We start from the raw sequence: 12,284 nt of genomic DNA on the forward strand, positions 1-12,284 counted from the left end.
GTGCCCGCCAGTGGCTGGCGTGACACGATGCGCCAGCTCCAAGGCATGCCGTCCTTGGCCGGGAGGTCCACCATGCTGGTCAGATAGTCCTGACCGTCGTTCCAGCGCAGCACCTCGAAGGGCGCGGTGGGGTCCTGGCGCTGTGGCACTTGCAAGCTGCCGACGTGCTTGCGCGGGTAGACGATGTTGCCAGACAGGTCGGCCAACAGCACCTCGGCCTGGCGCTGCGCCATGTTCTGCGTGACCATTGTCTCCAGAGCGCGCGTCGCTTGGCTCCAGTCCGCGGATGTGGCCAGAACGCCTCGCACCCGGCCGCGTTCATCCAGGATGGGCATGGCCAGGTCCACGGAGTTCAGGTGTTCCTCGGGTTCGCGTCGTTCCGTCTGCTTGGCTCGCAGCACGGCCTTGTGCATGTCGCCAACGTAAGGGCCTTTGAGCGCGGCCTGGAACCAGGGTTGCTGAGCCACCTTGGCGCCCACCAGCATGCCCTGGCTGGCCTGCCGCACCGTGCCACTGGGGTCGACCACGCCGACCCAGGCGTACTCATCGTAGGTTTGCTGGCGCAGCGTGAACAGCTCGCTCAGCGCCGGATTGTCCAGGCCCCCGGGCATGGTGATCAGAATTCGCTGCAGCAGGTGTACTTCCTTGCCGCGTTCGGTCCCGTGGGTCATCAGCATGCCGGCCACCGAACGCGCATTGACCTGCAGGGCTTGGCCGCCGAAGTCGGCGATTTCCTGAGTGGCGATCCGGCCGATGTACAGGCCGACGCTCATGACCGTGGCCAGGGACAAGAGGCCGAACCAGAGAGTCAGGCGACCGCGAAAATTGCCGGGATGCAGGCGTCGGGTCCATGTTAACTTCATGGTGCTCGTTCCTCATGAGATAGGAGACAGGTGTTTTTCGAAGCGAGCAGTGTAGGTGCGAACCCAGCGCCGCATGCATCTGGCTGATGGAGTCCGCGCGGCATGCGGTCCTTGGGCGGCGGGCCTCGGGGATAATCGCGCCCATGAGCGGCAATACCTTCGGTCTACTTTTCAGCGTCACCAACTTCGGTGAATCCCACGGTCCGGCCATCGGCTGTGTCATCGACGGTTGCCCGCCCGGCATGGACCTTTCGGTCGAGGACATCCAGCCCGAGCTGGACCGTCGCCGACCCGGCACGAGCAAGTTCGTCACCCAGCGCAACGAGGCCGATCAGGTCGAAATCCTGTCGGGCGTCTACGAAGGCAAGACCACGGGCACCCCCATCGCCTTGCTGATCCGCAACACCGACCAGCGCAGCAAGGACTATGGCGACATCCTGCAGACTTTTCGTCCCGGGCATGCGGACTACAGCTATTGGCGCAAGTACGGCCTGCGTGATCCGCGTGGGGGCGGGCGCTCTTCCGCGCGCCTCACTGCGCCCACCGTGGCGGCTGGCGCCGTGGCCCGGAAATGGCTGCGCGAAAAGTTCGGCATCGAATTCCGCGGCTGCATGACCCAGATCGGCGAGCTTGAGATTCCCTTTGAGTCCTGGGAGCATGTGCCGAACAACCCCTTCTTCGCGCCCGTGGCCGACACGTCGGCGCTGGAGCGTTACATGGAAGCGCTGCGCAAATCGGGTGACTCCTGTGGCGCGCGTTTGCGCGTGACCGCCACCCACGTGCCCGCGGGTCTGGGCGAGCCGCTCTACGACAAGCTGGACGCGGATATTGCACACGCGATGATGGGGCTCAACGCCGTCAAGGGCGTGGAGATCGGGGCCGGGTTCGCGGCGGTGTCGGACAAGGGCAGCACGCATGGCGACACCTTGACGCCCGAGGGTTTCGTCGGCAACAAGGCGGGCGGCGTCCTGGGCGGCATCAGCACCGGGCAGGACATCGAGGTGTCCATCGCCATCAAGCCCACCAGTTCCATCCTGGTTCCGCGTGCGTCCATCGACACGGCCGGTCAAGCCACCGAGCTGATCACCAAGGGCCGGCACGACCCCTGCGTGGGCATCCGCGCCACGCCGATAGCCGAGGCCTTGTTGGCCCTGGTGCTGATGGACCACGCCCTGCGGCATCGCGCGCAATGCGGTGACGTGCACCTGTCCCAGCCGGCCATCCCCGGCCACGTCGCCTAGGCCCAGTGAGGGCCGACACCCTTCTTTGTTCCTCTGGAAGATTCCACCATGCCCATCCTTCACGTTGAGATGCTCGCGGGCCGCACGCCCGAGCAGAAGAAGCAATACGCCCAGGCTCTGACCGAGGCGACGATCCGCACCCTGGGAGTTGCGCCCGAAGCGGTCGATGTGCTGATCACCGAAGTGCAGCGCCCGGACTGGTTCGTGGGCGGCGTGCCCTTCAGCGAGAAGAAGTAAAGCTCAGATCAGGGTGCGCATGGCGCGCGCAGTGTCCTGCAACACCGGCAGCACGCGCGCCGCGGCGTCCTCGCCGCTTTCCTGGCCCATGGGCATGGTGACGTTGAGCGCGGCCACCAGATCGCCATGGTGGTCGATCAAGGGCACCGCGATGCCGCGGTAGTTCAGTTCGAGCTGCTGTTCCGAGAGGGCCCAGCCGCGTTGGCGGATGCGCGCCATTTCCTCGCGCAGGCTGTCTCGGCAGGTGATGGTGTGGGAGGTGTAGGCCTTCAGCTCCTGACGGGTCAGCCAATCTTCGGCCTCACCCTCATTGCCCAAGGCGAGCAACAGCATGCCCGCCGCCGTGACCTGCGCCTGCACGCGCGCGCCCAGCACATAGCCCGTGTTCATGTTGCGGTTCGGGCCGTTGCGCGCGATGCACACGATCTCGTCGCCGTCCAGCACGCTGACGTAGGCCGTCTCGCCGATGCCCGCGGTGGCGCGTTGCAGGAAGGGCTGCACGATGCGCGGCAGCCGGGCCGATTCCAGGTAAGAGCGTCCGAGGCGCAGCACGCGCGGCGTCAGCCAGAAGAGCTTGCCGTCCGTGGCGACATAACCCAGGTGGACCAAGGTCAGCAGGTAACGACGCGTCGCCGTGCGCGTCATCCCGCAGCGCTCACCGGCTTGTGTGCTGGTCAGGCGGGGATTGGCGTCATCGAACGCCTCGATGACCGCCAGGCCTTTTTCCAGGCCGGCGATCCAGTCGCGTTTGTCGAGCGGGGGAGGGGAGCTGTGGGCGCCGGGGATCACGGGCGGCATTGTGCGGAGCGGGCGCATGGCGGACAGTTCAGGTGAAACCCTGGATGCGTTCGATCAGCGCGCAATTTTGATCGATATTCGCGCAATGCTCGGGGCGCTGTGGAACGAGGCGCCGCGGAATCCACTAAATTCGCGCCGATTCCCAATCTTCCACCCTTGATGACCCCTTGGTGCCCGCATCCCCATGAACCTGTCCCCTGCGCTTGTTCCCCCCGTGAGCGGGAGCACCGATCTGTTCCTGATACCGGGCGATCCGGTCGAGCAGGTCCGAGCGCCCGAAGTCTTCAACCGGGTGTTCGCCGCCTTGGGCATCAACGCGGTGCTGGTCCCGGTGCATGTGGCGCCGACGGACATCGAGTCGTTCGTGCGGGCAGTGTTCCTCGCGCGCAATGTGCGCGGTCTGTTCCTGGCCATCCCGCACAAGGCGCTGGTGATGGACCTGCTGGACGACTGTTCCCCCCTGGGCCGTCTGGCCGGTGCGGTCAACGGCATCCGGCGCACGGCGTCGGGCCGGCTGGAAGGCGGGCTCTTCGACGGGGAAGGCTTGCGGGCCTCGCTGGACCATTTCGGCATGGCCTACGCCGGGCGGCGTGTGCTCATCCTCGGTGCGGGCGGCGGTGCCGCCGCCATCGGGGCGTCGCTGGCGGGGGTGGCGGCCGAGCTGGCGCTGTACGACCCGGTGCCCGGCAAGGCAGCGGGCGTGGCTGCCCGCCTCGCCGGGGCTCGTGGGCAAGGGCAGGGCGGTGCGGCACAGGTGCGGGCGGCTCAGGACAACGATCCCGCCGGGTTTGACCTCGTGATCCACGCCTCGCCGCTGGGTTTGAGGGCCGATGATCCGCTGCCGCTCGATGTCAGCCGCATGGCGCCGCACGCGGCCCTGGTGGACATCCTGATGAAGAACCAGCCCACGCCCCTGGTGCGCGCGGCCCGCGCGCGCGGTCTGCATGCCCAGCCCGGGTTCGAGATGCTGATTCAACAAGCCCCGCTCTACCTCGATTTTTTCGGCTACCCCGAGGCGGCGCAGGCCGTGCGGCAGGACGCCACGTTCCTGCGCGAGCTGATCTATCCGACCGTGCTGGCGCGGGAGATTCCGCGCCCCGGCGACTCGGCACAATCCTGGGTCGCGCAAGCGCGGCCCGTGGTCAACTGACCGCTTGCCTCGATGCCCCACAGCGTTACCTCACCCTCAACAACTTAGGAGACATTCATGCAAAAACGTCACGCCCTCCAACTGCTGGCGGCTTGCGCACTCGGCGCCGCCTGCGCCACCACCGCGCTGGCGCAGCAAGTCGTCAAGATCGCCAACATCGTGGAACTGTCCGGCGCGGGCGCCACGGCGGGCACCAACTTCAAGAACGGCGTTGAACTGGCCGTCAAGGAAATCAACGCCGCGGGCGGCATCCTGGGCCGCAAGATCCAGTCCGCGACCTACGACACGCAGAGCAACCCCGGCGTGGCCAAGGGCCTGACGCAGAAGGCGGTGGACGAGGAGGTGTTCGCCATCTTCGGGCCGGTGTTCTCGGGCTCCATCATGGTGAGCATGGCCGAGTCGCGCCGCGCCGAGGTTCCCAACTTCACGGGCGGTGAGGCGGCCTCCATCACGCAGCAGGGCAACCCCTATGTGTTCCGCACCAGCTTCGGCCAGTCCACGAGCTTTCCCAAGCTTGCGCGCTACATCAACGGCAAGGCCAAGACTTTGGCCGTGGTCTACGTGAACAATGACTTCGGCAAGGGCGGGCGTGACGCCATCGTCAAGCTGATGGAAGGCAGCCCGACCAAGGTGGTGGCCGACATTTCCACCAACCAGGGCCAGATCGACTTCTCCGCCGCCGTGCTGGCGGTCAAGCAAAGCAACGCCGACGCCGTGTTCGTCTACACGAACGAGGAAGAGTCGGCCCGCGCGCTGCGCGAGTTCCGCAAGCAGGGCTGGACCAAGCCCATCATCGGTGAAACCACGCTGACCGGCCAGAAGGTGATCGAGCTGGCGGGTGAGGCCGCCAATGGCGCCGTGGCCCACGTGGGCCTGAGCGTTGATGCGCCGCCGACCCAGGCCTTCGGCGCCAAGTTCCAGAAGGAATACAACTACGTCTCGGACCACAACGGCATCAAGGGCTACACCGGCGTGTACGTGCTCAAGGCCGCGATCGAGAAGGCCGGCAAGTTCGACCGCGTCGCCGTGGCTCAGGCGCTGAAGAACGTCACCTTCACCGCCAAGCAGCATCCGGGCGTGCTGATGGACGTGAGCTTTGACGACAAGGGCGACATCGACCGCGAGAGCTTCATGGTCGAGGTCAAGAACGGCAAGCAGGTCGTGGTGGCCACGCTGCCGCCGCTGGGCAAGAAGTAATAAGTAGGAAGGAATAAGTGGGGGATCGGTTCATGAAGACCACCGCGCGGACCGGCGTGGAGTGGGGTGGTTTTCAGACCCGATCTTTTCCCCCGTGTTTGATCTTTCCGCGGACCACCGAGTCGCGCGGTCGGCGGGAGCCGCAATCCCATGACTGACTTTCTGCAATTACTGATCAGCGGCCTTGCCACGGGCGGCATCTATGCCCTCGCGGCCCTGGGCTTCACCCTGCTGTGGCAGGCCAGCGGCACCATCAATTTCGCCCAGGGCGAGTTCGTGATGCTGCCAGCCTTCGTGATGTTGGCTTTCATGGCCTTGGGCGCGCCGTTGTGGCTGGGCTTCGTGCTGGCCGCCAGTGTTTCGGTGCTGGTGCTGGGCTGGGCCTTCAAGCGCGGCGTGGTGGACCCGCTGTTCAAGTACGGGATGATGCCCATCGTGGTCGCGACCATTGGCCTGGCGATCACGATGAGCAACGGCATCCGCGCGGGGTACAGCGCCGAGGCGCATCCGTTCCCCAACCCCTTCGGCGACCATGTGTTCAACATCGCCGGCGTGACCATCACTTCCGGCGGCATCGGCACCCTGGTGACCGCGCTGGCCCTGGTGTTTGCGACGCAGGCCTTCATGACCCGCACCGTCACGGGCCGCGCCATGCAGGCCGTGGCGCAGAACACCGAGAGCGCCACCGTGCTGGGCATCAATGTGCCGCGCATGATCTTCTACGCCTTTGCCATCAACGCGCTGCTGGCCTGCGCGGCGGCCCTGCTGGTCACGCCGACCTACCTGGCCAAGTTCGACATGGGCGAGGGCCTGGGCACCAAGGCCTTCTTCGCCGCCATCATCGGCGGCTTCAACAACTCGCGCGGCGCCTTGCTGGGCGGCTTGATCGTGGGCGTCGCCGAGAACCTGGCGGCTGCTTATGTGTCCCCTGCCTACAAGGATGCCGTGGCCCTGTTGATCTTCATGGTGGTCATCCTGTTCAAGCCGCAGGGCCTGCTGGGTAAAAAAGAAGAGCGCAAAGTCTGAGGTCACCACCATGAAACGCATTTCCATTGCCGTGGCGCTGATCGCCGCCCTGGGCCTGCTGATCGCGCCCCAGTTCCTCAAGAGCTATGGCGTCTACCTGTTGACGTACTGGCTGATCTTCATCATCGCCATCATGGGCCTGAACCTGACGGTGGGTTACGCCGGCCAAAAATCGCTGGGCCACGCGGCCTTCTTCGGCATCGGCGCCTACGCCTCGGCCATCCTCATGAAGGCGGGCGTGAGCTTCTGGTTCAGCCTGCCAGCTGCCGCGCTGATCTGCTTCGGCGTGGGCTTGATCCTGGGCTTTCCGGCCCTGCGGGTGCAGACCATCTACCTGGCCTTCGCCACCCTGGGTTTCAACACCGCCGTCTGGCTGGTGATGCGCAACGAGGAATGGCTGACCGGCGGCACTTTCGGCATCAACAACATCCCGCGGCCTGAACTGCTGGTCTGGTCGCTCGAGAACAACCGCTATTACTTCTATTTCACGCTCGCCGTGACGCTGCTGCTGGCCTGGCTGCAGTGGCGCCTGCTGCGGTCGCCCTGGGGCAAGGCCTTCATGGCCCTGCGTGACAACCCCATCCGCGCCGAAAGCCTGGGCGTGCACATCCGCAACTACACGCTGCTGAGCTTCGCCATCGGCGCGGCCTTCGCGGGCGTGGCGGGCGTGCTGTTCGCGTCCCTGGTGCAGTTCATCGAACCCGCGCCGTTCACGGTCGGCGCCTCGATCATGATGTACCTCATGGTCGTCGTTGGTGGCCCCGGTTATTTCCTCGGGCCGGTGGTGGGCGCGGCGGTGGGCGTGCTGCTGCCGGAATGGCTGCGCTTCGCCCAGGCCTGGTACCTGTTCATCTTCGGCGCGGCGGTGGTGCTGATGATGATCTGGCTGCCCGATGGGCTGCTCAGCATCCCGGACCGCATACGCGCGCGGCGCCAGGCCCGTGCTGCCTCGGCCGCACGGTCCCGCGCCGCCGCCGCGCAAGGAGGCCAGGCGTGAGCGCCGTGGCTTCCCCTCCCGTGCTCAAGGTCCAGGGCCTGAAGAAGTCCTATGGCGCCATTCAGGCCGTGGACGGCGTGAGCTTCGAGGTTCGCCCCGGCGAGATCTTCGGCGTGATCGGCCCCAATGGCTCGGGCAAGACCACCATGTTCAACAGCGTGCTGGGGCAGATCAGCCCCGATGCCGGTTCGATCGAGTTGAATGGCGAGTCCATCACCGGGCTGTCGCCGCTGGAACTGAACCGGCGCGGTGTCGGCCGCACCTTCCAGACCCTGCAGGTCTTCGGCAAGATGTCGGTGCGTGACAACCTGCTCGTGGCCGCGCAGGAACACCAGGGCAGCCTCTTCAGCCGCCTGTTCGCGCCCGGCGACTCGGGCCTGGGCGGCCAGGCCGACGCGCTGATCGACCTGTTCCGCATCCGGCATGTGGCCGAGCAGCCGGCGGGCAGCCTGAGCTATGGCCAGCAAAAGCTGGTGGACATCGCCATGGCCTTCATGAGCGAGCCCGACCTGGTGCTGCTGGACGAACCCTGCGCGGGGGTCAACCCCAGCCTCGTGGGCGGCATCTCGGTGCTGCTCAAGCAACTCAACCGCGAGCGACGAAGCTCCTTCGTCGTGATCGAGCACAACATGGACTTCGTGATGGACCTGTGCCACCGCATCCTGGTGATGGTCGAGGGCCGCGTGCTGGCCATCGGCACGCCGGACGAGATCCGCGCCAACAAGCAGGTGCTCGACGCCTACCTGGGGAACTGACCATGGCCACCACTTCGTGCATTGAATTCCAGGACGTGGTCGCGGGCTACAAGGATTTCATGATCCTCAACAAGCTGTCCTTGCAGGCGCGGCGCGGCGCGATCACGCTGCTGCTGGGCCCCAACGGGGCGGGCAAGTCCACCGTGCTCAAGACCCTGTTTGGATTGCTGAAGCCCCGCCAGGGCCGCATCCTGCTCGATGGCCAGGACATCACCGGCGCTAGCCCGAAGGAGCTGCTGGCGCGAGGCATTGCCTTCGTGCCCCAGGGGCGCAACCTCTTCGGCCAGCTCACGGTGCATCAAAACCTCGAACTCGGCGGCATCACCCTGGGCATGAAGACCACGCACGCGCGCATTCCCGAGGTGCTGGAGTTTTTCCCGCGCGTGCGGGAACGCCTGCACTCCCAGGCTTCGGCCCTGTCCGGCGGCGAGCAGAAGCAGCTCGAGATCGGCCGCGCGCTGTTGCTGCGCCCCCGCGTGCTGCTGATCGACGAACCGTCCATCGGCCTGTCGCCCCTGGTGGTGCAGGATGTTTTCAAGCTGCTGCGCCGCCTGGCGGAGCAGGGCACGACCGTGCTGATGGTCGAGCAGAACGTCAAGAGCGCGCTCAAGGTGTCGGACGAGGCCATCGCGCTCGAGTCCGGTCGCCGCGTGCTGCAGCGACCGGCGGCCGAACTGTTGGCCGATCCGCACATCGAGCGCCTCTTCCTCGGCGGTGCGCACGCGGCCACACCTGCCGCCGCCTGAGCGGGGAAACTGGGCGCGGCGACTCCCGCTGGAGGACAATGCGGGCCTCGGCACCTCAGCCGAGCCTGTCCGAATCTGAAGCGTCTGAATTGCTTGAATTGTCTGCAGCGCCCGTATCGCTGGAATCGCCTTAAGCGCCGGAATCTTCAGAATCTCTCCAAGCGATCGTGGCACCGCCACCCCGAACCCTGACCCCATGCGCCTTGCCTTGCCCGGAGGGACCTTCACGGTCCTGCTTTTGTTGCTCCTGGGCGCGCAGCCCATTGCCACCGACCTGCACCTGCCGGCTTTGCCCGCGATCACGCGCGACCTCGGCCCGGCCAGCACCAGCCTGACCGTCTTCGCGCTGGCCTTCGGCATCAGCCAGCTCTTCAGTGGTCCGCTGGCCGACCGTTGGGGCCGCCGCCCGTTGTTGCTTGCCGGACTGGCGCTGTACGCCCTGGGTGCGCTGGGGGCCACGTTCGCGGGCAGCATCACGGTGCTGGCCGGCTGGCGCGCCGTGCAGGGCGTGGCCATGGCGGCCATCCTGATTTGCGCGCGTGCCGCGGTGCGTGACCGCTACAGCGCCCTGGAAGGGCCGCGTGTGATGGCGCTGGGTTTGTCTGGCCTGGGCGTGGTGGCCTTGCTCGCGCCGCTGCTGGGCGCGGTGATGACGCAGTACGCCAGCTGGCGCTGGGCTCTGGCTTGCATGACGGCTTACGCCTTGGGGGTGCTGGTCTGGTGTGCCTTGCGCTTCACCGAGACCCGCCCCGCCCGTGTCCCGGGCGGGCAGGGCAGCGCGCGCGAGGTGCTGCGCAACGCCAACTTCTGGGCCTGGAGCAGCCTCACGGCGGCCACCTATGGCGGCGTCTTCTGCTTTCTCTTGCTGTCGCCCATGGTCTACGTCGAGCGCCTGGGCCTCAGTCCACTCGCGTATGGCTGGATCCCCGCCAGCGGCTCCCTGGTCTACACCTTCAGCACGGCCTGGTGCCGCCACCGGCTGCACCGGCGCTCGGCGCTGGCCTGCGTGCAGCTCGGGGCTGGCTTCAGTCTGGCGGGCGCCGCGCTGCAAATCGTCGGGGCGATCTGGTGGCCCGACCGGGTGGCACCGCTGCTGTTGGGGCACTGGATTTTCGTGATCGGTCATGGCTTTCACCAGCCGTGCTCGCAGGCGGGCGCGGTGAGTGAGCTGCCCCAGGCGGCGGGCCGCGCGGTGGCCTGGTCGGGCTTCATCACCATGGCCGTGGCCTTTGTCCTGGGTCAGAGCGTGGCGCATTTTTCGCACGGGGCCGAGGGTGCGAACGGCCTGCAAGGTCCCTTGACCGGTACCTGGCCCGTGGCACTGCCCATGGCCTTGGCGGCCTTGGGCATAGGGCTCATCACACGCTGGTGGTTGCCGCGCGCTCAGTCCGCCTGACAGGATAGCCCTGGGCCCCGGCGAGACCGCCGAGCCAGACATTGCCGCAGGCCATGCCACGGCTCGCGGGCGGATGCTTCAGCGGGAGAGCCGGAAGCTCGCGACCGTTTGCACCAGATCGTTGGCTTGCTCGCGCAGGCCCTGCGCGGCGGCGGCCGACTGCTCGACCAGCGCGGCGTTCTGCTGTGTCATCTGGTCCAGGTGCTGCACGGCCTGGCCGATTTCCCCCAGGGTGTGCGCCTGCGCGGCGCTGGAGCTGGAGATTTCGCTGATGATCTGCGTGACCTGGCTGACGCTGCGCACCAGCTCGCCCATGGTCTCGCCGGTGTCGCTGACCAGGCGGCTGCCCCCATCCACGCGCTCGATGGAGGCGGAGATCAGCGACTTGATCTCGCGCGCCGCCTCGGCCGAGCGTTGGGCGAGGGAACGCACCTCGCCGGCCACCACCGCGAAGCCACGCCCCTGTTCGCCCGCGCGGGCGGCTTCCACGGCGGCGTTCAGGGCCAGGATGTTGGTCTGGAACGCGATGCCATCGATCACGCCGATGATGTTGCCAATCTGATTGGACGCATTCTGGATGTCGCGCATGGCGCGCACCACTTCCTCGACCATCGAGCCGCCCCGGTGGGCCACCTGGGAGGCCGCCTGCGCCAAGGTGTCGGCCTGGCGGGCCGCTTCCGCGTTCTGACGCACGCCGTCGCCCAGCTGGGCCATGGCCGCGCCGGTTTGCTCCAGGCTGCTGGCCGCTTGTTCGGTGCGGTTGGAGAGATCCTGGTTGCCCGAGGCGATCTCGCTGGACGCCAGCCGCACCTGTTCGGCCGAGTTGCGCACCGACGCGATGGTGAGGGCCAGCCGTTCTTGCATCTCGGTCAGGCTGCGGCTGAGTTCCGCCAGTTCGTCACTGCCTTGGGCGTCGATGCGCTGCGTCAGGTCACCCTCGGCGATGTGCGCTGTTTGCTGGCGCGCCATCTCCAGGGGTTGCGTGACGGAGCGCGTGATCATCAGCGCCACCGCCACGCCCAGCACCGAGGCCAGGCCCAGCAGCGCGATGACCATGGCGCGGGTCAGGTGGGCCTGGTCTTCCATCTCGGCGGTGGCCTTGGCGACGCTGTCGTGGGTGTAGTCCGCGTAGGCGTTGATGGCTTCCAGATAGCTTTCCATGGACGGGATCAGATCGGCTGAAATCCCCGCGACCACGTTCTCACCGGCTTCCTTGCGTTTGATCAATCCTTCCCGCAGGTCCTGGTAGACCTTGCGCTTCTGATTGATGATCTCGACCAGGCGCAGGGCCTCGGGAGGCTGCTCGATGCCATTGAGTTCCTTCTGCACCGCGTCGATGCGGGCGGAGGTTTCCTTGGATTTGCGCGTGAAGGCCGTGACGAACACCGGGTCGTTCACGGCCATGCTGACCAGCCGACGCTGAATGCTGACCTCGGTCAGCCCGGCCCATTGCCGGGAAAGATCGAGCGCATGCATGTCCACCTCGACCAGGCGGTGGATGCGATCGTTGAGCTGGCCGACGCGCAGCACGCCGACGACCGAGGCGCCGATCAGCAGCACCATGACCAGCGTGAAACCCGCCAGCACGCGGTTGCGCAGCTTCCAATGATTCAGGAAATGCATGGCATGCCCCTTTGATGTGTCGTGGGAGGTTGGGAGGACGGATTCAGGTAACCGGCCCTGAAACAGGCGGGTTCGCCGTGATCGAGAAAGATGGGTGAAAAGTGCACAAAAACGCAGTACCTGATCATAGAGGCCACGCTTGACATTTCAATGTCAACAAAGTCTTGAACCTCCGGCACGGACGCTCCCCCTAACCAGGCCCGTGGTCCATGGGCCTGAGCCAGGTTAACCTCACCGCCGCCAGGCAACGGTGCC

12 protein-coding genes are annotated in these 12,284 nt (G+C 66.5%); 9 read left to right on the forward strand and 3 right to left on the reverse strand.

What is annotated here, in order from left to right; all coding sequences use genetic code 11:
- On the reverse strand, positions 1–863 hold an 863-nt coding region (locus HGR_RS01150; RefSeq protein WP_006296202.1), incomplete at its 3' end, for a PDC sensor domain-containing protein.
- A gap of 143 nt (positions 864–1,006) precedes the next feature.
- On the opposite strand from HGR_RS01150, the gene aroC reads away from it, so the two are divergent.
- Together aroC and HGR_RS01160 are read left to right on the forward strand one after the other, a co-directional pair.
- The gene (aroC, locus tag HGR_RS01155; RefSeq protein WP_006296203.1) at positions 1,007–2,104 is read left to right on the forward strand and encodes a chorismate synthase; all 1,098 of its coding nucleotides are present in this window, start codon (positions 1,007–1,009) and stop codon (positions 2,102–2,104) included.
- A gap of 48 nt (positions 2,105–2,152) precedes the next feature.
- Positions 2,153–2,341 carry a 4-oxalocrotonate tautomerase gene (locus tag HGR_RS01160; protein WP_006296204.1) on the forward strand — a complete coding sequence of 63 codons (189 nt, stop codon included), beginning with the start codon at positions 2,153–2,155 and terminating at the stop codon, positions 2,339–2,341.
- Between the two features lie 3 nt (positions 2,342–2,344).
- On the opposite strand, the gene HGR_RS01165 is transcribed toward HGR_RS01160, so the two are convergent.
- Entirely contained in the window at positions 2,345–3,139 is a 795-nt protein-coding gene (locus HGR_RS01165; RefSeq protein WP_006296205.1) for an IclR family transcriptional regulator domain-containing protein, read from the reverse strand.
- Positions 3,140–3,323: 184 nt separating this feature from the next.
- On the opposite strand from HGR_RS01165, the gene HGR_RS01170 reads away from it, so the two are divergent.
- The 7 genes from HGR_RS01170 to HGR_RS01200 all read left to right on the forward strand — a co-directional run bounded on the left by HGR_RS01170 (position 3,324) and on the right by HGR_RS01200 (position 10,406).
- A complete protein-coding gene (locus HGR_RS01170) occupies positions 3,324–4,289 on the forward strand; it encodes a shikimate dehydrogenase family protein (RefSeq protein WP_006296206.1) in 966 nt (321 codons plus the stop codon).
- 57 nt (positions 4,290–4,346) lie between these two features.
- Entirely contained in the window at positions 4,347–5,486 is a 1,140-nt protein-coding gene (locus tag HGR_RS01175) for an ABC transporter substrate-binding protein (protein WP_006296207.1), read from the forward strand.
- A 150-nt stretch (positions 5,487–5,636) separates the two neighbouring features.
- A complete protein-coding gene (locus HGR_RS01180) occupies positions 5,637–6,512 on the forward strand; it encodes a branched-chain amino acid ABC transporter permease (protein WP_006296208.1) in 876 nt (291 codons plus the stop codon).
- Between the two features lie 10 nt (positions 6,513–6,522).
- Complete coding sequence (locus tag HGR_RS01185; protein ID WP_006296209.1) at positions 6,523–7,509, forward strand: branched-chain amino acid ABC transporter permease; 987 nt, start codon at positions 6,523–6,525, stop codon at positions 7,507–7,509.
- Positions 7,506–8,264, forward strand: a complete 759-nt coding sequence (locus HGR_RS01190; RefSeq protein ID WP_006296210.1) for an ABC transporter ATP-binding protein — start codon at positions 7,506–7,508, stop codon at positions 8,262–8,264. Before HGR_RS01185 ends, HGR_RS01190 begins: the two co-directional genes overlap by 4 nt.
- A gap of 2 nt (positions 8,265–8,266) precedes the next feature.
- The gene (locus HGR_RS01195) at positions 8,267–9,010 is read left to right on the forward strand and encodes an ABC transporter ATP-binding protein (RefSeq protein ID WP_006296211.1); all 744 of its coding nucleotides are present in this window, start codon (positions 8,267–8,269) and stop codon (positions 9,008–9,010) included.
- Positions 9,011–9,206: 196 nt separating this feature from the next.
- A complete protein-coding gene (locus tag HGR_RS01200) occupies positions 9,207–10,406 on the forward strand; it encodes an MFS transporter (RefSeq protein WP_006296212.1) in 1,200 nt (399 codons plus the stop codon).
- Positions 10,407–10,484: 78 nt separating this feature from the next.
- Here HGR_RS01200 and HGR_RS01205 read toward each other — a convergent pair whose 3' ends face one another.
- A complete protein-coding gene (locus HGR_RS01205) occupies positions 10,485–12,029 on the reverse strand; it encodes a methyl-accepting chemotaxis protein (protein ID WP_006296213.1) in 1,545 nt (514 codons plus the stop codon).
- Positions 12,030–12,284 lie beyond the last annotated feature (255 nt).

The sequence above is a fragment of the Hylemonella gracilis ATCC 19624 genome (assembly GCF_000211835.1).
In the GTDB taxonomy this organism is placed as follows: Bacteria; Pseudomonadota; Gammaproteobacteria; order Burkholderiales; family Burkholderiaceae_C; genus Hylemonella; species Hylemonella gracilis.